The sequence below is a fragment of the Rhizobium sp. Root708 genome, from assembly GCF_001429725.1.
Lineage (GTDB): Bacteria > Pseudomonadota > Alphaproteobacteria > Rhizobiales > Rhizobiaceae > Rhizobium.
Genome location: NZ_LMHV01000003.1, coordinates 18,809 through 43,595, shown reverse-complemented (window position 1 = coordinate 43,595; position 24,787 = coordinate 18,809). Strand labels below are relative to the sequence as shown.

At 62.0% G+C, this 24,787-nt stretch carries 21 protein-coding genes; 8 read left to right on the top strand and 13 right to left on the bottom strand.

Annotation, left to right across the window (positions count from 1 at the left end):
- Window position 1: 1 nt before the first annotated feature.
- The 5 genes from ureC (at window position 2) to ureG (ending at window position 4,830) form a co-directional block, all read left to right on the top strand.
- A complete protein-coding gene (ureC, locus tag ASE04_RS03380) occupies window positions 2-1,714 on the top strand; it encodes an urease subunit alpha (protein ID WP_056812015.1) in 1,713 nt (570 codons plus the stop codon).
- 340 nt (window positions 1,715-2,054) lie between these two features.
- Window positions 2,055-2,894, top strand: coding sequence for a GGDEF domain-containing protein (locus tag ASE04_RS03375; RefSeq protein ID WP_056812012.1), 840 nt, complete (start codon window positions 2,055-2,057; stop codon window positions 2,892-2,894).
- 80 nt (window positions 2,895-2,974) lie between these two features.
- Window positions 2,975-3,463, top strand: a complete 489-nt coding sequence (ureE, locus tag ASE04_RS03370; protein ID WP_056812009.1) for an urease accessory protein UreE — start codon at window positions 2,975-2,977, stop codon at window positions 3,461-3,463.
- Between the two features lies 1 nt (window position 3,464).
- Window positions 3,465-4,136, top strand: coding sequence for an urease accessory protein UreF (locus ASE04_RS03365; protein WP_056812006.1), 672 nt, complete (start codon window positions 3,465-3,467; stop codon window positions 4,134-4,136).
- 82 nt (window positions 4,137-4,218) lie between these two features.
- A complete protein-coding gene (gene ureG / locus ASE04_RS03360; protein ID WP_056812004.1) occupies window positions 4,219-4,830 on the top strand; it encodes an urease accessory protein UreG in 612 nt (203 codons plus the stop codon).
- Window positions 4,831-4,838: 8 nt separating this feature from the next.
- Here the strand turns inward: ureG and ASE04_RS03355 are convergent, their stop codons facing one another.
- From ASE04_RS03355 to ASE04_RS03325, 7 genes are all read right to left on the bottom strand, one after another.
- Window positions 4,839-5,522 carry a Crp/Fnr family transcriptional regulator gene (locus ASE04_RS03355; RefSeq protein WP_056812001.1) on the bottom strand — a complete coding sequence of 228 codons (684 nt, stop codon included), beginning with the start codon at window positions 5,520-5,522 and terminating at the stop codon, window positions 4,839-4,841.
- 137 nt (window positions 5,523-5,659) lie between these two features.
- The gene (locus ASE04_RS03350) at window positions 5,660-8,953 is read right to left on the bottom strand and encodes an efflux RND transporter permease subunit (protein WP_056811998.1); all 3,294 of its coding nucleotides are present in this window, start codon (window positions 8,951-8,953) and stop codon (window positions 5,660-5,662) included.
- Between the two features lie 11 nt (window positions 8,954-8,964).
- Window positions 8,965-10,155 (bottom strand): efflux RND transporter periplasmic adaptor subunit, encoded by a 1,191-nt coding sequence (locus ASE04_RS03345; protein ID WP_056811994.1) that lies wholly within the window; start codon window positions 10,153-10,155, stop codon window positions 8,965-8,967.
- A 400-nt stretch (window positions 10,156-10,555) separates the two neighbouring features.
- A complete protein-coding gene (locus tag ASE04_RS03340) occupies window positions 10,556-11,527 on the bottom strand; it encodes an ABC transporter substrate-binding protein (protein ID WP_056811991.1) in 972 nt (323 codons plus the stop codon).
- Between the two features lie 56 nt (window positions 11,528-11,583).
- Complete coding sequence (locus ASE04_RS03335; protein ID WP_056811988.1) at window positions 11,584-12,711, bottom strand: ABC transporter permease; 1,128 nt, start codon at window positions 12,709-12,711, stop codon at window positions 11,584-11,586.
- Window positions 12,708-13,592 carry an ABC transporter permease gene (locus ASE04_RS03330; protein WP_056811985.1) on the bottom strand — a complete coding sequence of 295 codons (885 nt, stop codon included), beginning with the start codon at window positions 13,590-13,592 and terminating at the stop codon, window positions 12,708-12,710. Before ASE04_RS03330 ends, ASE04_RS03335 begins: the two co-directional genes overlap by 4 nt.
- A 33-nt stretch (window positions 13,593-13,625) precedes the next feature.
- Window positions 13,626-14,414, bottom strand: a complete 789-nt coding sequence (locus tag ASE04_RS03325; RefSeq protein ID WP_056811982.1) for an ABC transporter ATP-binding protein — start codon at window positions 14,412-14,414, stop codon at window positions 13,626-13,628.
- Window positions 14,415-14,509: 95 nt separating this feature from the next.
- Between ASE04_RS03325 and ASE04_RS03320 the strand changes: the two genes are divergently transcribed.
- The gene (locus ASE04_RS03320) at window positions 14,510-14,923 is read left to right on the top strand and encodes a cupin domain-containing protein (protein WP_056811979.1); all 414 of its coding nucleotides are present in this window, start codon (window positions 14,510-14,512) and stop codon (window positions 14,921-14,923) included.
- A 9-nt stretch (window positions 14,924-14,932) separates the two neighbouring features.
- Here the strand turns inward: ASE04_RS03320 and hydA are convergent, their stop codons facing one another.
- Both hydA and ASE04_RS03310 read right to left on the bottom strand, forming a co-directional pair.
- The gene (gene hydA, locus ASE04_RS03315; RefSeq protein WP_056811973.1) at window positions 14,933-16,387 is read right to left on the bottom strand and encodes a dihydropyrimidinase; all 1,455 of its coding nucleotides are present in this window, start codon (window positions 16,385-16,387) and stop codon (window positions 14,933-14,935) included.
- A gap of 78 nt (window positions 16,388-16,465) precedes the next feature.
- Complete coding sequence (locus ASE04_RS03310) at window positions 16,466-17,719, bottom strand: Zn-dependent hydrolase (protein ID WP_056811971.1); 1,254 nt, start codon at window positions 17,717-17,719, stop codon at window positions 16,466-16,468.
- A 302-nt stretch (window positions 17,720-18,021) separates the two neighbouring features.
- On the opposite strand from ASE04_RS03310, the gene ASE04_RS03305 reads away from it, so the two are divergent.
- Window positions 18,022-18,678, top strand: a complete 657-nt coding sequence (locus ASE04_RS03305; protein ID WP_056811968.1) for a TetR family transcriptional regulator C-terminal domain-containing protein — start codon at window positions 18,022-18,024, stop codon at window positions 18,676-18,678.
- Here the strand turns inward: ASE04_RS03305 and ASE04_RS03300 are convergent.
- From ASE04_RS03300 to ASE04_RS03285, 4 genes are all read right to left on the bottom strand, one after another.
- Entirely contained in the window at window positions 18,673-21,246 is a 2,574-nt protein-coding gene (locus ASE04_RS03300) for an HWE histidine kinase domain-containing protein (RefSeq protein WP_056811960.1), read from the bottom strand. The two genes, ASE04_RS03305 and ASE04_RS03300, sit on opposite strands and share 6 nt — an antisense overlap.
- The gene (locus ASE04_RS03295) at window positions 21,243-21,782 is read right to left on the bottom strand and encodes a biliverdin-producing heme oxygenase (RefSeq protein WP_056811957.1); all 540 of its coding nucleotides are present in this window, start codon (window positions 21,780-21,782) and stop codon (window positions 21,243-21,245) included. Before ASE04_RS03295 ends, ASE04_RS03300 begins: the two co-directional genes overlap by 4 nt.
- Window positions 21,783-21,890: 108 nt before the next feature.
- On the bottom strand, window positions 21,891-22,952 hold the full coding sequence (locus tag ASE04_RS03290; protein ID WP_056811953.1) for a glycosyltransferase family 4 protein: 1,062 nt from the start codon (window positions 22,950-22,952) through the stop codon (window positions 21,891-21,893).
- A 92-nt stretch (window positions 22,953-23,044) separates the two neighbouring features.
- Window positions 23,045-23,458 carry a rhodanese-like domain-containing protein gene (locus tag ASE04_RS03285; protein ID WP_056811948.1) on the bottom strand — a complete coding sequence of 138 codons (414 nt, stop codon included), beginning with the start codon at window positions 23,456-23,458 and terminating at the stop codon, window positions 23,045-23,047.
- Window positions 23,459-23,520: 62 nt separating this feature from the next.
- On the opposite strand from ASE04_RS03285, the gene ftrA reads away from it, so the two are divergent.
- Window positions 23,521-24,534 carry a transcriptional regulator FtrA gene (gene ftrA, locus ASE04_RS03280; protein WP_056811946.1) on the top strand — a complete coding sequence of 338 codons (1,014 nt, stop codon included), beginning with the start codon at window positions 23,521-23,523 and terminating at the stop codon, window positions 24,532-24,534.
- The last annotated feature ends 253 nt before the right edge of the window (window positions 24,535-24,787 follow it).

Here is a 24,787-nt window from a genome sequence, read left to right as displayed (position 1 = left end):
TATGCCCTACAAGATTTCCCGCGCCGCCTATGCCGGCATGTTCGGCCCGACCACCGGCGACAAGGTGCGGCTTGCCGATACGGAGCTCTTCATCGAGATCGAGAAGGACTTCACCACCTACGGGGAAGAAGTGAAGTTCGGCGGCGGCAAGGTGATCCGCGACGGCATGGGGCAGAGCCAGGTAACGCGGGCAAACGGTGCGGTCGATACCGTCATCACCAATGCGGTGGTGATCGATCACTCCGGCATCTACAAGGCGGATATCGGCCTGAAGAGCGGGCGCATCGCGGCGATCGGCAAGGCAGGTAATCCGGACACCCAGCCGGGCGTCAACATCATCGTCGGTCCGGGCACCGAGGCCATCGCGGGCGAGGGCAAGATCGTCACGGCGGGCGGCATGGACAGCCACATCCACTTCATCTGCCCGCAGCAGATCGAGGAAGCGCTGATGAGCGGGATGACCTGCATGCTCGGCGGCGGCACCGGACCGGCGCATGGCACGCTGGCGACGACCTGCACGCCCGGTCCCTGGCACATCGCCCGGATGATCGAGGCGGCGGATGCCTTCCCGATGAACCTTGCCTTCGCGGGCAAGGGCAACGCCTCTCTGCCGGGCGCGCTCGAGGAAATGGTTCTCGCCGGTGCCACGTCGCTGAAGCTGCATGAGGACTGGGGCACGACACCGGGCGCGATCGACTGCTGCCTTACCGTCGCCGACCAGTACGACGTGCAGGTGATGATCCATACCGACACGTTGAACGAGAGCGGCTTCGTGGAAGACACGATCGGCGCCATCAAGGGCCGCACGATCCATGCTTTCCACACGGAAGGCGCCGGCGGCGGTCACGCGCCTGATATCATCAAGATCTGCGGCCAGTCGAACGTCATCCCGTCGTCGACCAACCCGACTCGTCCCTACACGGTCAACACCATCGCCGAGCATCTCGACATGCTGATGGTCTGCCACCACCTGTCGCCGTCGATCCCCGAGGACATTGCGTTTGCCGAGAGCCGCATCCGCAAGGAGACGATCGCGGCGGAAGATATCCTGCACGACATCGGCGCCTTCTCGATCATTTCCTCCGACAGCCAGGCGATGGGCCGCGTCGGCGAGGTCGCGATCCGGACGTGGCAGACGGCCGACAAGATGAAGCGCCAACGTGGTCGACTGAAGGAAGAGACGGGCGATAACGACAACTTCCGTGTTCGCCGCTACATCGCCAAGTACACGATCAATCCGGCGATCGCTCACGGCCTGTCGCACGAGATCGGCTCGCTCGAGGTCGGCAAGCGCGCCGACCTGGTGATCTGGAACCCGGCCTTCTTTGGGGTGAAGCCTGACATGGTTCTGCTTGGCGGTTCGATTGCGGCGGCGCCGATGGGTGACCCGAACGCATCCATTCCGACACCGCAGCCGGTACACTACCGCCCGATGTTCGCTTCCTACGGCAAGAGCCTGACGAACAGCTCCGTGACCTTCGTCAGCCAGGCCTCGCTCGATGCCGGCCTGAAGGGCAAGCTTGGCGTCGCAAAGGACCTCCTTGCCGTCAGGAACACGCGAGGCGGTATCTCCAAGGCGTCGATGGTCCACAACAGCCTGACACCCCATATCGAGGTCGATCCGGAGACCTACGAGGTGCGCGCCGATGGCGAGTTGCTGACGTGCGAGCCGGCGACGGTGCTGCCGATGACGCAGCGCTATTTCCTGTTCTGAACGTGATCGAAGGCCGGTGCGCTTGCACCGGTCTTCCCGCGTGAAATGTTAAGCAGGATTTCCACCGTTTCCTTTCTTGGCGGGCGAGTGCGTCACAATGAAGCGCGGTGCCCGCAACGATACACGTCAATTCGCCCCCGACGGAAATCGGAATGAAAATCAATGTGTTGGGTTTTTCAGTTTTTTCTTTGATTCCGCCCTGAAATCGTAGCGTTTTTGGCCATTCTTCCCGGCCGTTTCAATTCACCGAATTCATTCGAATCTTAACAATTCACTTAAGAACCCGGCAGGAATTGGCCTCTAAGCAATGTGCTTGGGTTGGGCAAAAAGGTCGATTCGGATGAAAATATCTCTCCAGGCAGAGCTTGGCGATTTTCAGAATCGCGGCACGATTTACACGTTCGCTCTCAAGATGAGCTTTCTCGCGGTGACGCTGTCGTCTGTCGTCGTCGTTCTTGTTCTACCGGTTTTCGGCTGGCTGGATCTGTTGCCGATTCCGCTCGCGCACGCCCTGATCTACGGCGTCGTATTTTCGTGGCTGATCGGCGGTTTCGTCTCGGGTAGTCTCGCGCTTCTTGCCGGACACGCCATGCATAAGCTCAGCGTCTCGCGCGCTGAATTTGAACGGCTGAGCCGGACGGATATGCTGTCGGGGCTACTCAATCGACGGGCGTTCACGGAGGCGCTCAGCTGTGTGCACGAGGGGGCCTGTCTGGCGATCTTCGATGTCGATCGGTTCAAGGCGATCAACGATCGCTTCGGTCATGCGTGCGGCGATGCCGTGATCGTGGCGGTATCCGCCACGCTCGCCGCTTCGTTCGGCGGCAGCTCGGTCGCGGCCCGTCTCGGCGGCGAGGAGTTCGGCGTTATCGTGGCCGGTAGCCCGCGGGACGAGCGCATTGCCCAGATTCGGCTGGTCTGCGCCGAACTTGCGGAACATCCGGTGTCCGCCGAGGGCTGCTCGATCGACATCACCGTCTCTGCCGGCATTGCGGAATTCGCGCCCGGCCGCAGCAAGGAAGCCATCTATTCTTCCGCGGACAAGGCGCTCTATCTCGCCAAGGCTCTTGGGCGCAACCGCGTGGTTCATGAGGAGGACGGGCTGCAGAGCCGTCTTCGACATTTGGCCGAAGGCGCGGCCGCCGAACTCGACTATCCGGCGGCAAAGAGCGCAGGATAGTCAGGCGCTTCCGCACTTTGTCGCTTGCATCGCAAGGGGCTATTTTGCATGGTCACAGTCTCAATGAAAACGGACATGTCATGCAGCACGTTACCTCCTATCTTCCCGCCGGCACGCCTTCCTCGAACCCGACGGGCAAGGTGGTTCTGCCACATGATCTGAGGCATCTGCGCCGGAAGCTTTTGCATCTCGACAATGGCGACATGGTCATGCTCGACCTCAAGGAGCCGGTGCTTTTTGCCAGCGGCGACATGCTGGTTCTCGAGGACGGCGAATTGATCGAGATCGTCGCTGCCGACGAGAAGCTCTTCGAGATCAAGCCGAAGGACCGCCTGCATCTGATCGAGCTCGCCTGGCATCTCGGCAACCGCCATCTCGGTGCGCAGATCGAGGACGATCGTATCCTGATCCTTCGCGACCACGTTATCCGTTCGATGCTTGAAGGGCTCGGGGCGACGGTCACCGAAGTGACGGAACCGTTCCAACCCGTCCGTGGCGCCTATCATTCTCATGGCAGCCATTCGCATGGCCACGATCACGGCCATGGCCATAACCATTCCCACGACTGAGATGACCGAAGATACCGACCTGCAGGCCCTGCTGCGTCTGATGGCATGGCTTTCGCCAGCCTTTCCCGTTGGCTCCTTCGCCTATTCCGGCGGAATGGAGCGCGCGGTAGAGGATGGCCTGGTTCGCGACGTTGCCTCGCTGAGGGATTGGGTTTCGACGCTGATTGCGCGGGGAACTGTCTGGAACGACGTCGTGCTGCTGGCCGCCGCCCATCGCGTCCATGACGATACCGAAGCACTTGGGTCCGTTTGCGAACTGGGAGAGGCGCTTGCCGGCTCTCGGGAACGCCATCAGGAGACCTTGTTGCTCGGAGAGGCGTTCCTGACGTCCGCGCGTGCCTGGCCGGATCCCGTCTTCGATCGCTTGCCGCGCGGCGTCGTCTATCCCGTTGCTGTCGGCGTTGTCGCCGGTGCCCATGCTGTCCCGCTCGAACGGGTCATAGCCGCCTTCGTGCATGCCTATCTTTCCCAGGCCGTGTCGGCGGGGATACGCCTCGGCGTCACCGGGCAAAAGGATGGCGTGGCGATACTTGCCGGGCTTGAGGTTGATATCGCCGCCCTTGCCAAGCGCGGGGCCGTCGCTTCGCTCGACGATCTGGGCTCAGCGAGCATTCAGGCCGATATCATGTCGCTTCGCCACGAGACGCAGCAGACGCGGCTCTTCCGGTCGTGACATCGGCCTTGGCCATACGTCATTTGCAGGTGGTGGCTCCGCTGACGCCACGCTATCATCGATCCCGATTGGAGTTTTCAGCATGAAATCAGGAAATGGACCTTTGCGGGTCGGTATCGGCGGTCCAGTCGGCTCCGGCAAGACGGCGCTGACCGAGAAGCTTTGCAAGGCGATGCGCGACGACTACTCGGTCGCGGTCGTCACCAACGACATCTACACGACCGAGGATGCGGAAGCGCTGATGCGGATGCAGGCGCTTCCATCCGAACGGATCGTTGGCGTGGAGACGGGCGGCTGCCCGCATACGGCCATCCGAGAGGATGCGACGATCAACCTGCAGGCCATTGCGGGCCTCAACGAGCGCATCCCCGATCTCGACGTGGTCTTCATCGAGTCAGGCGGTGATAATCTCGCGGCGACCTTCTCTCCGGATCTTGCCGATATCACCATCTATGTGATCTCCGTCTGCCAGGGCGAGGAGATCCCGCGCAAGGGTGGTCCCGGGATCACCAAGTCGGACCTGCTTGTCATCAACAAGAAGGACCTTGCTCCGCACGTCGGCGCCGACCTCGAGGTGATGGACCGCGATGCGACGCGCATGCGGCAGGATCGCCCGTTCGTCTTCTCCGACATGAAGCGGGGCGATGGCGTTGGTTCGATCGTCAGTTTCCTGAAAGAGCACGGCGGCCTTTGAGCGCCGCGCTAGATCTGCTGCAGCCTTTCCATGTTGCTGATCGCGATCGAGCGGCCGCTGACGGTAACGCCGGCGGTCTTCAGCGCTGAGAAGGCGCGCGAGAGCGCCTCGGGTGCCAGCCCCAGCTTTCGAGCCAGCAGGCTCTTCTGGAACGGGAGCCGCAACGACGCCGTGCCGCCATTCGGCGTGCAGTGTGTCAGGAGATAGCTTGCGACGCGCTGCGGTGCCGTCTGCATCCGGTCACTGGCAAGGCAGTCCATTGTCGACAGCAGGTGCTGCGACAGGCTGCGCACTATGGCGATGCCGATGCGCGGCTGATCTTCCAGCAGCTCGCGAACTTTATCCAGGTCGAACCGCGCGAGGATCGCGGGTTCCATCACCTGGGCACTGTAATTGTAGTCACAGCCGTCCAGAATGAGGCATTCGCCGAAACTATCGCCGGGCTCGCAGATGCGGATATCGGCTTCCCGACCTTCGCTTCCGGGCCGGTAAAGGCGGATATAGCCGCTCAGCACGCTGTAGAAGTAATCCGCCGTGTCACCGTCATGGAAGAGGATGTCCTGAGGGTAGCAACGGACGGCAGTCGCGCACGCAAGCAGTGCCTCCCGTTCGTTCCGGTTCAGGCTCGACACGATCAGGGCTTTGCCAAGCGTCGCTTTTTGCGCGTTGCTCAGTTTCAAGGCCGTAGTCATCTCTTTCTCCGTTGATGGTCATACAGGCGAACTCCGCCTGCTACCTCAGACTATCCGAAGAAGCGGGTTCACAACTTGATACGGATCAATTTCTCGAAGGAAGAAAAAAGCCGGGGCGCGAGGCCCCGGCTTGATTGTCATTCCGCTGCGAAGGGCGGCAATCGGACGACGTTGCCGCCCGACTTGCCGGGCTTTTCAGGCTTCTCGATCGCATTGACGCGTTCGCCGAGTGCGTTGACAGCCTCGGTCAGCTCCTCACGAGACAACGGCAATTCTTCCTCGTCCTTCTTGCCGACGAGGCGGCCGAACATCCAGCCGAGCAGGCGGGAGAGATCGTCCATGATCAGGAAGAAGGACGGGACGACGACAAGCGACAGCACCGTCGAGACGATGATGCCGCCGATCACGGCGATCGCCATCGGTGCACGGAACGACCCGCCTTCGCCGACGCCGAGAGCGGACGGCAGCATGCCTGCCGACATTGCGATCGACGTCATGATGATCGGGCGGGCCCGCTTGCGGCCCGCTTCCACCATGGCTTCCACACGCTCCATGCCGCGATGGCGCATCTCGATCGCGAAGTCGACGAGCAGGATGGCGTTCTTGGTGACGATACCCATCAACATCAGGATACCGATCATGACAGGCATCGAGAGCGGGTTCTGCGTGACGAGCAGGCCCAGCGCGACGCCACCAATGGCGAGCGGCAGCGAGAACAGGATCGTGAACGGCTGGATCACATCCTTGAAGAGGAGGATCAGCACGGTCAGAACCAGCATCAGGCCCATCAACATGGCGTTGACGAAGCTCTGCTGCATTTCGCTTTGCACCTTGGTGTCACCGCTTTCAGCAAGCTTGACCGTCGGCGGAATGTTCGCCTCCTTGACGATCTCACGGAAACGGGCCGATGCGGTATCGAGCGCGACGCCTTGCGGCAGGTCGGAGCCGATGGCGACGACACGGTTGCGGTTGTTGCGCTTGATCGAGCTGACGCCTTCCGAATAGTCGATGTCGGCCACCGTCGAGAGCGGAACGGTTCCGCCGCTTGCGGTCTGGATCTTCAGCGCGCGCAGCGCTGCGAGATCGCGCCGCATGTCGACAGATGCCTGCACCCGGATCGGGATCTGGCGATCATCGAGGTTGATCTTCGCGAGCGCCGCATCGACGTCGCCAATCGTGGCAACGCGGATGGTTTCGGAGATCTGCTGTGGCGTGATGCCGAGACGCGCGGCCTGGTCCTTGCGCGGACGAACCTGCAGCTCGGGTCGGGGCAGGGCGCCGTCCGCGCTGACGTTTGCCAGCAACGGATCAGCACGCAGCTTGGATTCCAGGACGCCGACCGCTTCGTTCAGGTCCTTGTCTTTCTTCGACAGGAAGTTGAAGGAGAGGTCGCGTTCGCCGCGATCGTTGAGCTTGAGAATGCGCACGTCGGGGATGTGGCGAAGCTTGGCGAAGACTTCCTTTTCGATATCCCACTGCGGACGAACTCGCCCGTGCACGGCGACCTTCGGCAGATGCGGGCCGATAACAGGTATAGAGCCGAGCGCGTCGTTGACGAGCCGCTTGACCAATGACTGGTCGAGCTTCTGCAGCGCCAGCGTTACAGTCGCGCGTCGGAGTTCGAGATCGCCCTTCGGCGAAGCGCCGCCGAGGACGAAGACGCTTTCAACGCCGTTGATATCCTTGACGTTCTTGTAGACTTCGTCGGTCGTGGCGTCGGTGTCGTCGAGGGTCGCATTCGGCGGCAGCTCGACGGAGAGGACGATGCGCGATGCGTCTTCCGGCGGCAGGAAGCTGCCGGGAACCTGGGCCAGCAGCGCCACCGACGCAATCAGAAAGCCGATCGCCGCGATGAGTGTTGCGTAGCGGGTCCACCAGCGGCTGGTGGTTGCGCGCACGAGCCTCGTGTAGCCGCGGAAGAAGAGGCTATCATTGTCATGATGATCCTCTATTCCGTCTTCGGCGCGCATCAGGTAGGCGGCCATCATCGGTGTGATGAGGCGCGCGACCATCAGCGAGAAGAAGACAGAGAAGGCGACGGTCAGGCCGAACTGGATGAAGTACTGGCCGGGAATCCCCGGCATAAACGACACCGGCACGAAGACAGCGATGATCGTGAAGGTCGTGGCGATGACGGCAAGGCCGATTTCGTCGGCGGCCTCGATCGCGGCGCGGTAGGGCGACTTGCCCATCTTGATGTGGCGGGCGATGTTCTCGATCTCGACGATCGCGTCATCGACAAGGATACCGGTTGCCAACGTCAAGGCGAGGAAGCTCACGAGGTTTAGCGAGAACCCCATCAGATCCATGATCCAGAACGTCGGAATTGCCGACAGTGGCAGCGCAACGGCCGAGATCAGCGTCGCGCGCCAGTTCCGCAGGAACAGCAGCACGACAATGATCGCAAGCAGGGCGCCTTCGATCAGCGTATGCATGGCCGCTTCATAGTTGCCGTAGGTGAAATAGACCGAGTCGTCGATGAGTTCGATCTTCACGTTGGGGTTTTCAGCCCGGACCTTTTCCAGGCTTTTGGCAACCGTTTCGGCGACGCTGACCTCGCTGGCGCCCTTCGAGCGGAACACGCCGAAGGTGACGACAGGCGAATCATTGAAGCGCGAGAAGGACTTCGGCTCCTCGTAGGTATCCTTGATAGCACCGAGATCGGATACCTTCACGAACCGGCCGTTCGGCAAGGCGATGGTCGTGTTGGCGAGTTCGGCGACATTGCGGGCGTCGCCGAGCACGCGGATTGCCTGCTCGTTGCCGGCAACCTGGCCGCGGCCCGACCCAAGGTCGACGTTCGTGCCGCGCAGCTGCTGGTTCACGCTTGCCGCGGTTATTCCGTAGGCGTTCAACTTGTCTGGATTGAGTTCGATGCGCACTTCGCGCTCGGCGCCGCCGTAGCGGTCGACGCGGCCGATGCCGGTCTGCCCCTGAAGCGCGCGCTTCACGGTGTCGTCGACGAACCAGGACAGCTCTTCGAGCGTCATGTCGGGCGAGGAGACGGCAAAGGTCTGGATCGCCTGGCCTTCGACGTCGATCTTGGAGACGATCGGTTCTTCGACGTTGGCCGGCAGGTCGCCGCGGATGCGGTCGATCGCGTCCTTGGTGTCCTGCACCGCCTGTTCGGTCGGCACCTCCATGCGGAACATGACGACCGTCTGAGACTGACCGTCGGTTACCGTGGACTGGATCTCGTCGATGCCGTTGATACTCGCAACGGCGTCTTCGATCTCCTTCGTCACCTGCATTTCAAGTTCGGAAGGCGACGCGCCGCTCTGGGTGACGATGATCGAAACCAGGGGGACATCGATGTTCGGAAAGCGCGTGATCGGCAGCTTGTAAAAGGCCTGGATGCCCACGAAAAGTAGCAGGGCGAAGGCCAGAAGCGGCGCGATCGGATTTCGGATAGACCAGGCTGAAAAGTTCATCGGGTCATCTCTCAGTTGGAAACGGGCGGCTGTTCGCGCACCGGCGTGATGTGGTCTCCATCGCGGACATAGGCGCCCGCCTTGGCAACGACCTCATCGCCGGCCTTCAGCCCCTTGGTGATCTCGACGTAGGCGCCGTCCTGGATGCCGGTGTCGACCTTGACGAACTTGACGACGTTGTCTTCAACCTGGCGGGCCGAGGATCCTTCGCTGCTCGTCAGCACGGCAGACAGTGGCAGGGCGACATTCTCGGCCGTGCGGACCACGATCTCCGCGCTGCCGTACATGCCGGAGCGGGCCTTGCTGCTGTCGTCGATCAGGATATGGACGAGGCCGAGGCGCGTCAACGGATCGACCGTCGGGGAAACCAGCCGGACGGACCCGTCGAGCTTTTCACGGCTGCCGGAGAGAGAAAGCGTTGCCTTCTGGCCCTGCTCGATCTTGACGATATCGCCTTCGCTGACTTCGGCAACGAGCTCGATCTTGTCGTCGTGAATGATGGTGAAGAGCGGATCGCCGGTGCCCGACGCGATCGCGCCGATCTTGGCGTTCTTGGCCGAAACCGTGCCATCAACAGGCGTCTTCACGTCCGTGCGGGCGAGCTTGAGGTTTGCGTCGGCAATCTGGCTTTCGGTTACCTTGACGTCGGCGATCGCCACCTGGATGGCCTGCTCGGCGGAAGAAACGCGGGCGTTGGCGGAAGCGGCGGCCGCATCGGCCTGTTCGACCGTTGCCGTCGAGACGGTACCCTTCTTGCCCATTTCCTGCGCGCGGACCTGCTGCTGGCGAGCCTGCTCGGCATTCGCCTGCGCCTCGATGAGCTGCGCGCGCAGCTGCGCCAGGCTGGCCTCATTCTTGGCCTTGGTCGCCTGTAGCTGGCTTTTTTCCAGCACAAGCGCGTCGTCGTTAAGGGTAGCGAGAGCGGTTCCGGAGCGCACACGATCGCCGACATCGGCGTTCAGCGCACGAATGGAGAGGCCTTCGACCTGCGGCTGGACATAGATTTCCTCAACCGGCTTTACGGTGCCTGTCGCAACGACACGGTCGACGAGAGAACGGACCGATGCCTTGGTGACGACGATCGCCGGCGCATTCTGCTGCGGTTTCGAGACGGCCGCCTCCTGGGCAAATGCCGTCGATGCCGCGAATGCAGCGATGACCAGGGTGGAGGCGCGTAGAATATCAAGCGGCGTGTGTGCCATGCGTCTTCGTCCAATTTTGCCAAGGCCGGCCAAAATCGCGCGTTGTCTAAGCTCGCGAATGGCCCGTACCGTATTTGCAGTCCCAGAGGTATTTCCCGCCTCTTTTGCCGACTCTTACTTCAGAGATCCCTCATTCGGCAAAATTGGACAAGTACGTGGTATCGTTTTGTCCGACGCGCAAGTCCAGCGGAAAATAATTCCTTCTTAAAGCACAATAATTGCCGAGTTGCGTCGGATCAATCACCGTGCGGTTATGCAAGCATTCCGATCGTTGATTACGATCCCGTCATTCCTATGACGAACGACATCGACAGCATGCGACAGCTGCGTGCTGATTATTTGCAGAAAAGCAGAAGCGCGCGGTCGAAACCGCGCGCTTCTGCATCTCATGCTCCCACTACTACTTGGAAGCAGCGTCGGTGATGTCGTGTGTCCAGGCGCCTGCCGGCTCCTTGGTAATGATCTTCTGATCGAGCAGCGCCTTGGCTGTGCGGTCGTAGAGCGTCGTGTCGAGCTTGCCTGAGCCGTCGCCGATCAGCTTGGCGACTTCGCCCATCATGCGCTTCTGGTGGTTTTCGTCCTGTCCACCAGCGTCGACTACGATTCCGGCAGCATCGTCCGAATTTTCGACTGCATATTTCCAGCCCTTCATCGACGCCTTGACGAACTTGGCCATCTTCTCCTTGAAGGCCGGGTCCTTGAGCTTGTCTTCGGAGGCGTAGAGGCCGTCTTCGAGCAAGTCGTTGCCCATGGCGGTATAGTTGAAGACAGTCAGTTCTTCGGGCTTGAAGCCGGCATCGATTGCCTGCCAGTATTCATTGTAGGTCATGACGGAGATGCAGTCGGCCTGCTTCTGCAGCAGCGGCTGCACGTCGAAGCTCTGCTTCAGTACGGTCACGCCGTCGGCACCACCTTCCGTCTTCAGTCCGAGCTTGTTCATCCAGGCGAAGAATGGGTACTCGTTGCCGAAGAACCAGACGCCGAGCGTGTGGCCCTTGAAATCGGCTTCGGTCTTGATCGGTCCATCCTTGCGGCAAATCAGTTCCATGCCTGATTTCTGGAAAGGCTGGGCGATGTTGACGAGCGGAACGCCCTTTTCGCGGGCAACCAGCGCGCCGCCCATCCAGTCGACGATGACGTCGGCGCCGCCGCCGGCGATCACCTGTTCCGGCGCAATGTCAGGACCACCCGGCTTGATGGTGACGTCGAGGCCTTCCTCGTCGTAATAGCCCTTTTCCTTGGCGACGTAATAACCGGCGAACTGCGACTGCGTCACCCACTTGAGCTGCAGCGTCACCTTTTCGGCAGCCATGGCATGGGCCGCCGCGAGCGACATCGCGCTCGCCATCATCGCAACAATCAGTTTTTTCATTTTCTTGTTCCCTCTGAAGTTATGCCCCAATCCCATTCGCGGGAATAAAGCGACGCCTAGCCACCACGGATAGACGGATGCCAGAAAGTCACCGCCCGTTCTGCAAGGGCGACGACGCCGTAGAAGATCGAACCGACAAGCGCCGCAACGGCTATTTCGGCCCAGACCATGTCGACATTCATGCGCCCGATCTCCGTGGAGATGCGGAAGCCCATGCCGACGATCGGCGTACCAAAGAACTCCGCGACGATGGCACCGATCAGCGCCAGCGTCGAGTTGATCTTCAATGCATTGAAAATGAAGGGCATCGCCGCCGGAAGCCGGAGCTTCAGCAGCGTCTGCCAATAGTTGGAGGCGTAGGTCTGCATCAGGTCGCGCTCCATCGGACCGGATGCGGCGAGGCCGGCGACAGTGTTCACCAGCATCGGGAAGAAGGTCATGATAGTGACGACGGCCGCCTTCGACTGCCAATCGAAGCCGAACCACATGACCATGATCGGCGCCACGCCAATGATCGGCAGCGCCGACACCATGTTGCCGATCGGCAGCAGACCGCGACGCAGGAAGGCAACGCGATCGGCGAGGATGGCGACGGCAAAGCCAGCGCCGCAGCCGATGATGTAACCGGCAAAGACCGCCTTGAAGATCGTCTGGCGCACGTCGTCAGCCAGGATCGGCAGCGACGCGGCGATCCTGACGCCGATGGCGCTCGGCGGCGGCAGCAGAACGAAGGGAATGCCGGCGCCGCGCGTCAGCGCTTCCCAGATGATCAGGATCCAGGCACCGAAGATTGCCGGGATCAGCAGCCGCAGGCCGGAACGGAGGACGCTCGACGCCGGCGTCATGGCCGAAAGCTCGGTGACGCAGCGCCAGGCAAGCAGCCAGCAGGCGGCCACCAGCAGGAAGAAGGACCTGGTTGCCAGACCTTCGTTTCCGGTGACATCCGCGAGCAGCACCCACGCCGCCCAGTGCGCGCCGACAAGCAGAACGGCGGCGACATAGGGCTTTGGCAATGGCGAGAAGGAAATGAAGGCGAGGGCGACGATCAGCGCGATCGTCAGACCCGCCGTCAACGGTGATACGGGGTCCGGTGCCCCCTCGGCCATGATCGGCAGGGTGATGATGGCAATCGCCGTCAACACGAGGGCAAGAACGCCCTGCCAGGTGAAGGACATCTGCTTCATGCCGGCCTCCCGCCCATCGAGCGATCGACGATCTTGGCGACGATGCCGACGATGGCAACCAGGCCCGCCGCCAGCACCGAGCCTGCGATGAGGGCCGCCCAGATGTCGATTGTCTGGCTGTAGTAGGAGCCGGCGAGCAGCTTCGAGCCGATGCCGGCAACGGCGCCGGTCGGGAGTTCGCCGACGATGGCGCCGACAAGACTTGCCGCGATCGCAACCTTCATCGATGTGAAGAGGAACGGCACGGAGGCCGGAACACGGAGTTTCCAGAAGGTTTGCACAGGCGTTGCGTTATAGGTTCGCATCAGATCGAGGAACATGACCTCGGGCGAGCGCAGACCCTTCACCATGCCGACCGTGACCGGGAAGAAGGAGAGGTAGGTCGAGATCAGCGCTTTCGGGATCAGGCCGGTGATGTTGATGGCGCCGAGCACGACGATCACCATCGGCGCGATCGCAAGGATCGGGATGGTCTGCGAGGCGATGACCCATGGCATCAGGCTGCGGTCGAGCGCCTTGATGTGGACGATCCCGACGGCGATCACGATGCCGAGCAGCGTGCCGAAGCCGAAACCGAGCAGCGTCGAGGAAAGCGTGACCCAGCTGTGGTAGACGAGGCTGCGGTTGCTCGAAAGCTTCCGCAGGAAGGTGTTTTCGACGACGTTCTGAACCACCTGATGCGGGGCCGGCAGCAACGGCTTCGGCTGCGAGAGCGTCTTTTCGACGAATTCGATGGTTCCAGGTGTCTGGTTCGCCCGCTGATCCATGTCTCGCTGGAAAGAGGCATTCATCAGGACGGCCGCGACGTACCAGACCACGACCAGAACCACGAGGATTGTCAGGACGGGGATGAACCTGTCCTTGAGTGTGTCCGGTTTCATGGGCGCCCCCGCTCATCGGCTCTGACGCTCAGCTTAATGCTCATAGCTGTGCCCCGCTCTCAGGCCGTCGCGAACGCGATGGGCGATTTCGAGGAATTCGGGCGTCTCGCGAATATCGAGCGGGCGTTCGCGCGGAAGCGTTGAATCGATGATATCGGTGACGCGACCGGGGCGGGGGGACATCACCACGATCTTGGTGGAGAGATAGACCGCCTCGGGGATCGAGTGGGTGACGAAGCAGATCGTTTTGTTGGTGCGCGCCCAGAGCTTCAGAAGCTCTTCGTTCAGGTGGTCGCGGACGATTTCGTCGAGCGCGCCGAAGGGCTCGTCCATCAGAAGCAGGTCGGCATCGAAGGCGAGCGCGCGGGCGATCGAGGCGCGCTGCTGCATGCCGCCGGACAGCTGCCAGGGGAACTTCTTCTCGAAGCCGGAAAGATTCACGAGGTCGAGCGCGTCGCCGATGCGTTTCTTCTGGTCGGCCGAGGTATAGCCCATGATCTCGAGCGGCAGGGCGATGTTCTTCTCGATCGTACGCCAGGGATAAAGAGCCGGTGCCTGGAAGACGTAGCCGTAGGCGCGCGCCTTGCGCGCCTCTTCCGGTGTCATGCCATTGACGGTTATCTCGCCCGATGTTTTCCTTTCGAGATCGGCGATCACGCGCAGGAAGGTCGTCTTGCCGCAGCCTGATGGGCCGATGAACGAGACGAAGTCACCCTTGCGAACGTCGAGGTTGACGTTCGTCAGCGCCTGTACGGGAGCATCGTCTGCCTGGTAGGTCAGACAGAGATCCTTGGCGGATACAACGGAGGCAGCTTGCGTCAATGCTTGCGTATCCTGTTTTGCCCGCTCTTGCGCGGTTTGCGTGATAGTATGAGTAGCTGTTTTCATTGTTCCGGCAAGGTCCATGGAGGATGACGATGGACGCGACATCAAAGGCCACCTGTCACATTGTTCGCCCCAGTCATGCCTATGACGGCAAGCAGGGGCTGAGTTACTTCGAAGGCATCGCGGCCGAGACGGTCGGCGCCAAGGGCATCTGCATGCATTTGCTGACGATTCCGCCCGGCGTTCGCGCCAAGGCGCATCTGCACGAAGCGCATGAAACGGCGATCTACATGCTCTCCGGCGAGGCTCACACCTGGTATGGCGACGAGTTGCAGCATCATGTCGTCGTGCATGCCGGCGAGCTGTTCTACATCCCCGCCGGTGTGCCGCATCTGCCTGCCAATCTCAGCAGTAGGCCTTGCACCGCGATCATCGCCCGCACCGATCCGAACGAGCAGGAAAGCGTCGTCTTGCTTCCGGAGCTTGAACGGCTGGTACAGGAATGATGCCAAGGATCAGACCCCCGTCGCCGGGATGCCAGAGCGTTCGACCTTGCGCGGCGCCACCAGCTCCTTCCAGATCGACAGCGCCTTGTTGACCGCCTGGAACGGCTCGCGCTTGACGAACTGGCCGTGTCCTTCCTTCGTCTTGACGGTGCTTTCCTCGATCGCGACTTCGCCGCGCGTCAGCGTGTAGCGCGGCAGGCCGGTGACCTGCTTGCCTTCGAAGACGTTGTAGTCGATCGACGATTGCTGGGTCTTGGCCGCGATCGTCTTCGAGCGCTTCGGATCCCAGACGACGATGTCGGCGTCGGCGCCGACGAGGATGGCGCCCTTCTTCGGGTAGACGTTGAGGATCTTGGCGATGTTGGTCGAGGTGACGGCAACGAACTCGTTCATCGTCAGGCGGCCGGTGTTGACGCCATGGGTCCACAGCATCGGCATCCTGTCCTCAAGGCCGCCGGTGCCGTTGGGGATCTTGGAGAAGTCGCCAACGCCGGAGCGCTTCTGGTCGGTGGTAAAGGCGCAGTGGTCCGTTGCGACGACCGAGAGCGAGCCGGACTGCAGGCCGGCCCAGAGGCTGTCCTGATGCTGCTTGCTGCGGAACGGCGGGGACATGACTCGGCGGGCGGCATGGTCCCAGTCCTTGTCGAAATACTCGCTTTCATCGAGCGTCAGGTGCTGGATCAGCGGTTCGCCGTAGACGCGCATGCCCTTCTGGCGGGCGCGGCGGATCGCTTCGTGCGCCTGTTCGCAGGAGGTATGCACGACATAGAGCGGCACGCCGGCCATGTCGGCGAGCATGATGGCGCGGTTGGTTGCCTCACCTTCGACTTCGGGCGGGCGGGAATAGGCGTGCGCCTCGGGGCCGTTGTTGCCGTCTGCGAGCAGCTTTGCGGTCATCGAGGCGACGACGTCGCCGTTTTCGGCATGGACCAGCGGCAAGGCGCCGAGTTCCGCGCAGCGCTGGAAGGAGGCGAACATCTCGTCATCGTTCACCATCAGCGCGCCCTTGTAGGCCATGAAGTGCTTGAAGGTGTTGATGCCCCTGTCCTTGACCACCGTCTCCATCTCGTTGAAGACGCGCTCATTCCAGCCGGTGATCGCCATGTGGAACGAGTAGTCGGCGTTGGCGCGGCTCGTCTTGTTGTCCCACATCTGCAGCGCTTCGAGCAGCGACTGCTCCGGCCCCGGCAGGCAGAAATCGACGACCATGGTGGTGCCGCCGGCAAGGCCTGCGCGCGTGCCGCTTTCGAAGTCGTCTGTGGAATAGGTGCCCATGAACGGCATTTCGAGATGAACGTGCGGGTCGATGCCACCAGGCATGACGTAGCAGCCGGTCGCATCAAGCGTCTCCGTGCCGGAAAGGTTCGGGCCGATCTCGACGATCTTGCCGCCCTCGATCTTCACGTCCGCCTTGTAGGTCAGGTCCGCGGTGACGATGGTTCCGCCCTTGATGACTTTGCTCATGATCAGTTCCCTTGCATTGATTGCGCGCGGCTCTTCGTCCGCTGGTAAAAGAAAAGGCGGGGATGACCCCGCCCTTGATTATGCAACGATTTCAGCGGTCTCGACGACGGCGTGGAAGAGGACGTCAGCGCCCGCCGTTGCCCACTCCTTGGAGATGTCCTCCGCCTCGTTGTGCGAGAGGCCCCCGACGCAGGGGCACATGACCATCGTTGTCGGGGCGACCTTTGCCGTCCAGCAGGCGTCGTGGCCGGCGCCCGAGATCAGGTTCATGTGGCTGTAGCCGAGCCGTTCGGCAGCGTTGCGCACGCGGGACACAAGCGTCGGGTCGAAGGTGACGGGCGCGAAGTGGCCGATCGCCTCGACCGCGCAGCCGACGCCGAGCGCTTCGCAGATGGCAGGCGCTTCCGCCTCGATCCGTGCGCGCATGCCGTCGAGCTTTGCCTGATCCGGCGAGCGGATATCGACGGTGAAGACGACCTTGCCCGGCAGAACGTTGCGGGAGTTCGGCGTGAAGAACACCTGGCCGACGCCGCCGACGGCGCCCGGCTGGTTCTCCATCGCCACGGTCTGCACCATCTCGATGATGCGCGACATCGCAAGCCCGGCATTGACGCGCATGTTCATCGGCGTCGAGCCGGTGTGCGCCTCCCGGCCGGTCAGGGTGAATTCCAGCCACCAGAGGCCCTGACAGTGCGTGACCACGCCGATCTGCTTGTTCTCGACCTCGAGGATCGGGCCCTGTTCGATGTGATACTCGAAATAGGCGTGCATTTTGCGGGCGCCGACCTCTTCGTCGCCGACCCAGCCGATGCGCTTCAGTTCGTCGCCGAAGGTCTTGCCCTCGGGATCCTTACGGTCATAGGCATAGTCAAGCGTATGGACACCGGCGAAGACGCCGGAGGCGAGCATGGCGGGCGCAAAGCGAGCGCCTTCCTCGTTGGTCCAGTTGGTGACGACAACCGGGTGCTTGGTCTTGATGCCGAGGTCGTTCATGGTGCGGACGACCTCGAGCCCGGCAAGCACGCCGAGCACGCCGTCATACTTGCCGCCGGTCGGCTGCGTGTCGAGGTGCGAACCCACATAGACGGGCAGGGCGTCCGGATCGGTGCCGGGGCGGGTCGCGAACATCGTGCCCATCGTGTCGACGCCGAGCGTCATGCCTGCGTTTTCGCACCATGTCTTGAAGAGGCTGCGCCCTTCGGCATCCGAATCCGTCAACGTCTGGCGGTTGTTGCCGCCAGCAATGCCCGTGCCGATCTTTGCCATGTCCATGAGGCTGTCCCAAAGACGGTCCCCGTTCACGCGCATGTTCTCGCCTGGTGCTGCCACCATGTCCAAAATCCTCACCTGTTTTTTGCGGCCATGCAATTCGCATGTCCGCCTGTTCCCGTGGCCAGTATCCGAGCGCTTTTGTTTGTTTTATTAGCGCCGGAAAATCGCCAGTTGCCTTTGTTTAGCATCTGATTGATAATTTGACCGATTGGTAAACATTACAACTTCCGGCGCTGGGCTCAAGACGAAAATCAGGAAAAATACAGACAAAATTACCGGCGTCTGCTCAATTTCGCGGCACGATGCCGTGCCTGTCAAATCTTGAGTGAAACAGTTGAATTTTAAGGGAAATCAAGATCGATATGGCAATCCCGAGAGCAGCCAGGACCCAGCGGCGCACGCGCATTCAGGAAGCCAAGGAAGAGCAGATCCTTGAAGCCGCGCTCGATGTGTTTTCGGTCAGCGGCTTTCGCGGTTCCACCATCGACCAGATCGCCGAAGTCGCCGGCATGTCAAAGCCGAACCTGCTCTATTATTTCCGCACCAAGGAAGCGATGCACCGGGCGTTGATCGACCGCGTTCTGTTTACCTGGCTGGAGCCGCTGAAGGCCTTCGACGCCGAGGGCAACCCGGAGAGCGAGATCCGCAGCTATATCCGCCGCAAGCTTGAAATGGCGCGCGATTTTCCGCGTGAAAGCAGGCTTTTCGCCAACGAGATGCTGCAGGGCGCACCGCATGTCGAAGACGAACTCAAGGGACCGCTGAAGCAACTCGTAGACGAGAAGGCCGAGGTTATTCGTACCTGGACGAAGGCCGGGAAGATCGCCAAGTGCGATCCCTATCACCTGATTTTCTCGATCTGGTCGACAACGCAGCACTACGCCGACTTCGACGTCCAGGTGAGAGCTGTGCTTGGCCAGGAACATGCCGGCGCGGGACGCTTCGAGGACGCGGCCCGCTTCCTCGAGCAGCTGTTCATCGACGGGCTGAAGGTCAAGCCGGTACCCGACGCCTCATGATCTGGCGACCGGCATGATCCGGCTGAGAAGTGCGGCAACACTTTCGATCGTGTAGGGCTTCTGAAGCAGCTCCACGTCCGCGGCGCTGCCGGCCTGGATCATGGCTTCGCCGTAGCCTGTCGCGAAAATCAGCGGCGTCGATTTTTCCCTCAACTTTGCGGCCACGGGCTCGCTTGTCTCTTCGCCAAGATGGACGTCGAGCACGGCGAGGTCGAAATGCTTGGCGTCGATGAGTTCGAGGGCGTGCGCGACGGTCGGCGCCAGCACCACCTCGGCGGCACCGAGCTGCAGCAGGATGTCCTCGCCGTCCATGGCGATAATCAGATTGTCCTCGACCAGCAGGATCGTCAGATCGGCAAGCGGTTTCTGGACCACATGCGCGAGCATCTCCTGCGCGGGATCGTCGTTGCGGCTTGGCAGAACCGAGACCGGCCCGGTGGCGAAGGTCACGAATTTCGCCGGAATGCTGAAATGCGCGCGCAGCCCGGCAGGGTCATAGATCACGTCGGCCTTGCCGCCGAGATCGTAGGGGATCGAACGCCGGATGATGGTGGTGCCGAAGCCTTGGCGCTTAGGCTCATGGACCGTTGGCCCGTCGCTCTCCTTCCAGTCGATCAGCAGGTTGCCTGCCTCGTCCTTTCGCCAGGAGGCTTCGACGGTGCCGCTGTCGCAGAGGCTGCCATATTTCGCGCTGTTCGTCACAAGCTCGTGGAAGACAAGGGCTGTCGTGGAGAAGGCCTGCGGCGCGAGAAGCGCGTCCTCGCCACGCATGACGATGCGAGCGGCATTCTTGCCGAGATAGGCGGCAGCCTCGGCCTGCAACAGAGCGCGCAGCGGCGCCGGCGCCCAGTGATCGCGGGTGATCTGGTCGTGAGCGCGCGCTAGCGCCTGTATGCGGCCTTCCAGGTGGTCGACGAAATCGGACACATGGTCGGTCGTACCGCGCGACTGGCGGATCAGGCCACTGATAAGGCCGAGAATGTTGCGGACACGGTGGTTCAGTTCGGCGATCAGGACTTCCTGACGCTCGTTGGCCTGCTGGCGAACAATATTGGCTTCATCGGTCAGTCTGAGCACGACCTCGATCAGCGTCACGCGAATGGTTTCGGCAACACTGCGCTCGGCGGCGGCAAATGGCAGGGAGCGGCCACGCACCAGCTCGGACCAGATCTCGAAGCTCTTTCGCGGCGTCAGCCGTGGCCCGTTCGGGCCGTATTCCATCGGCTTGTGCGGGTCGCCCGCCCACCGGACAGTGCGGACGATCTCCTGCCGGAAGAGAACCACGTAGTCCCGCGGCGATCGGGAGATCGGGATGGCGAGGAAGCCGGCGACGATGCCACCCGGATCGACCTCCGGCCAGAAGCTTTCGATATGGTCGGTTGCGAAGACGCGACCGGACGCATTGCGATTGAGCCGCCGCACCAGCTCCGCAAACTGAACCTGTGACGGCGTGACCCCGGTTAGGGCCGAGCGGCCATTGATCCAGACGCCGATGCCATCGGCGGGAATCGCCTCCGCGAGCGCATCGATCAGCCAGGTCGGATCGTCGAGCAGGCTCGCATTGTCGGCGACGGAGGTGAGCAGCTTGTCCGCAATGCGCCGGGCTTTCGTCTCGAAATCCAGCGCCAGACGACGTTCGCGGCTTTCCAGGCGCGAGGCGAACATTTGGCCGAACAGTTCCGCCGTCGTGCGCCGCTCAAAGGAGGGCAGGCGCGCGGAGTAGTGGTGGCAGGCAAACAGCCCCCACAGCTTGCCGTCGACCACGATCGATATCGAAAGGGAGGCACCGACCCCCATGTTCTTCAGATACTCGATGTGAATGGGCGAAACGGAGCGCAGGATCGACATGGAGAGATCGAGCGGCCGGCCGTGCTCGTCGAGCTCGGGAAGCACCGGCACATTCGGCGCGGCGATATCGACGATGATGCGAAAGAGGTTGCGGGTATAGAGCGCGCGCGCCTGAACCGGAATATCCGAGGCCGGATAGTGAAGGCCGAGAAATGAGCCGATGCCGGCGCGTGCCGCTTCGGCCACGACTTCGCCGGCTCCGCTTTCATCGAAGCGGTAGACCATGACGCGGTCAAAGCCGGTCAAGGCACGTGCCTGCCGGGCGCCTTCACGGAAGAAGGCCTCAAGGGTTTCGGCCTGGTCGAGGCGGGCCATCATGCTGCGGATCGACATTGTCGAGCCGCCCTGTGTGCCCTCCTGCGAAGGTTCGCCCTCGATGACGACCTGGCCATCGCTGAGGTGAATGGCGATATCGAAGGGCGGGCCGTTGTCCGAGAGCGTCACGCCAAAGAGACGTTCCACGACGTCAGGGCCACGCATGATCGTCAGTCGATTGCGCAGGGCGTGCATCGTCGGGGAATGAATGACTTTCGAGATCGGCTGGCCAAGCACCTCGTTATGGGAGAGGCCGATGAACTGCTCTAGGTTGGCGGATGCGCGCACGACCAACCAATCGGTGGAGGCGACGATCAGAAAGCCGAACGGCTGGATGGCGCCCAATCTGTGAATGGGCTCGCGGTCGCAGTTGGTCAGGTCGACCTTTTCCCCAGGCTCGTTCACGAGACGACGAGCTCCAGTTCAACCTCCGCCGCCCGGCGGAAGAGGGCAAAGACATCGCGTGCTGCGGAAATTGTGCTCTCGGGGTCAGCGATGCCTGCCGCATCGAGGCGGTCCATGAAGACCTTGATGCTGCCGCGCGGGCCGTTCGGCGTCAGGTATCGGGAGGGCAGGCCCGCCGCAACGGATTTGGCGAGCATCGCGCCCCCGAGCTTCGAACCTTCCAGCACGTAGGCGGCGCCCCAAAGCTCCGCCTCCTGCTGGACCGTGAAACCTTCCAGCAGCGGAGGTGGTTTAACGCCGAGGTCGGCGAGGTCGGCCATCAGGAGTTCGCGGCGGCGTCGCTCCGGCCAATCGGGAAGGAGCTCGATGATCCCGGCGTGCTCCAGCGCCAGCTCCACGACCGGAACAATCCGGGCATGTGCGGACAAAAACAAACTGTACTGCGGCTGATCTGACAGGTCGAAGCGGCCAAAGATTGTGTCTACTTCAGCGTGGCAATCGCTGGTCTGTGCGCGAAGCGCGCTCCTGAGTGACATACTGTCGAATTTCCAATGTCTGGTGGTCTAAACCTTTGGCGATATTGGACATATGCTGCACGGTGCCGGTAAATCCAGCCATCGCGCGAAATTTCTTCCGCCTCGGGGCTAGTCATCCCGGTCAAACAGGACGCCAACCGAAGCGCGCGCCTTGGCGTGGCGAGCCCGATAAGCTTGCCGGATTGCGGTTCGCCGGGGTTCACGAGCGGGCTCCGGCGACAGCGCCGACAACCAGGCCAAGGCCGTCGGCACGAACTCGCCGCTGGCGGGGATCAGCAGGTCATATTCGTCGATCTGTCTTCGGATACAGCCGCGATCAAAGGAAATGACGGCATTCCCGGCTGCCTTTGCCTCGAAGATCACCAGGGGTTGGGCTTCGTTGGTATAGGTCGTCGGGAAGATAAAGACGTCGATCTCCCGATAGAATGAAGCCTTCGCTTCCCCATAAAGCGGCCCACGGTAGTCGAGCACGCCGCCGAGCTCGGCAACGGCTGCATCGATGGCGGCGCGCTCGGCGGGATCGACCGGACCTGCGAGCAGTGCCTTGATCTCCGCGCCCTCCGCCCGTGCCTGCCTTGCAAGCGTGATGAAGGTGTCGAGCCCCTTTTCGCGCGTGAGGTTGCTCAGCATTCCGATCACGAGATGGGTATGGTCGACAGGTCCGTCGTTGGCTTCCATGGGCGCAACGAAGGCGGCATTGGAGACGATGTTGCCTTGGGCGCGGTGTTCGTAGGTTTCGGTGAAGCGGTCCCGCATGATGTCGCACAGGAAGATGTGCCACAGCCGGCGACCGCCGACCATCAGGATGCATCGCATCAGCAGTTTGGGGCGATCGATGTAGCTGAAACTATGGTGATGCAGATGGGTACGGTAGCCGAGGAGCCGCGCTGCAAGCACGATGAAGGATACATAGATCATGCCAAGGCCGCCGTCGCAGCCGAGGTAGCAGATCCGGCCGTCCTGCCTGCGATCGCGAAACAGTTGCAGGCACGCGCCGAGCGTGCGGACCAGCCGGATCGGATGTTTGAGCAGTTTGCTTGACGGCGGGGCGACGTTGCGAACGGTGACGTCGTTCGCCTCGGAAAGAAGCGCGATCATGTCGCTGGTCGCGAACGAAAAGCCGTTGAGCGGCGGCGGCAACTGACCGATCGCAACAATATGACGTGTCATGCGGGAGGCTACCTTTTTGCGCCTCCCGACTATCGCATCGGCGGAAGAAAATTCAATCTCCCGCCCATGTGCTTTCTTTCGAGCCGGCGCTTTCAGGCTGCCTCGGTCTTCGAGCCGCCGTCGAAGGCAAAGCCCTCGTCGGCCCAACCGGTCATCCCGCCGATCATCACCTTCACCTGAAGGCCGAGCCGGGCAAGGCGGAGGGCGGCCTTGTCGGTGCCGTTGCAGTGCGGACCGGCGCAGTAGACGACGAAGAGCGTCTCGGCGGGCCATTCCGACATGCGGTGAGCGGTCATTTTTCCATGGGGGAGGCTGATTGCACCTGGAATGTGAGAGGCGGCGTAGTGTGCGGGCGAACGCACGTCGAGCAGCACGAAATCGCGGTGTCCCGCGGACAGCGATGCGTGGACATCCCAGCAGTCGGTTTCGAAGGCGAGCTTTCGGGCGTAGTAGGCGGCGGTGGCTTCCGGCGAGGCGGCAGGGGTTTCGGCGACGGCGCTAGGCATGGCACTTCCTTTCAGGAGTTGGAATTGCCTCAGACCATGCAAGATGATACCTCCTGTTGAAATTGGCCATAACGACGATTGGCGTAAATATCGTGCCAAACACAGCTCAAACATCCGGTCCGCTGGTTGTCGTGCTCGCCTATGATGGGCTGTGCACCTTCGAATTCGGCATTGCCTACGAGGTTTTCGGGCTTCCGCGTCCGGAGATGGGCACCGCCTGGTATCGTTTTGCGGTCTGCGGCATCGAGCAGGGACCCTTACGGGCGGCCGGCGGGCTGACGGTCAGCGTCGATCGCGGCCTCGATGCTCTCGATGAAGCCGACCTGATCGTCGTTCCTGGCTGGCGCGGCATCGATGCGCCGGTGCCGGATGATCTCATATCCGCGTTGCGCGCCGCCCATGAGCGTGGCGCGCGGTTGATGTCGCTGTGTTCGGGGGTGGCGGTTCTTGCTGCGTCCGGTCTCCTGGCCGGTCGTCGCGCCACGACGCACTGGCGTTACGTGTCCGCCATCGCTGCCCTCTATCCCGAGATCACGCTGGATGCGAGCGTCCTCTATATGGACGAGGGCAGCATTATGACGGCGGCCGGGAGCGCTGCCGGTATCGATCTCTGTCTGCATGTCGTTCGTGGCGATTTCGGCGCCGAGGCAGCAAACAGCGTTGCGCGCCGCCTCGTCGTGCCGCCCCATCGCGAAGGAGGGCAGGCGCAGTTCATCAGCGCGCCGGTGCCGCAGGAGCGCGAGGGCGTTCGGCTAGGACCGTTGATCGAGTGGATGCGAGCACGGCTCGACGAGGAGCAGCCGATCAGTCTTCTGGCGGCCAAGGCAGGAATGAGCCAGCGGACGTTCCAGAGGCGCTTCGAGACGACGACGGGATCGAGCGTTGGCGAATGGTTGCTGAAGGAGCGATTGCGTCATGCGCGCGAGTTGCTGGAGAGACGCGGCGACGCGTCGCTCGACGATATCGCCATCGCCTGTGGCTTCGGCACACCGGCGACGATGCGCCACCACTTCCGCAAGCGGCTCGGGACCAGCCCGGGCGCCTATCGTCGCTCGTTTTCAGGTGGGACCGGCTAGGACGGAGACAAACGCACGGTTTTGCGTGCGTTTGCCGGATGCGATCTATTCGCGGTCCCTAAAAGTAGTGGTGGCGCTGGATGCCATCAAGGCTACCTGAAAATCAGGCAGCAGTTTTTGAAAGCGCCTCCGCGAACCGCACGGGCACGGATCGTCGCGGCCGAGTTTTTCGATCAGCTCGACGTCGCCGTGGACGAACTGGCGGCCGGTTTTAACCCGGGTTTCCGATGGATAGGATTTACGCCGCTTGGAC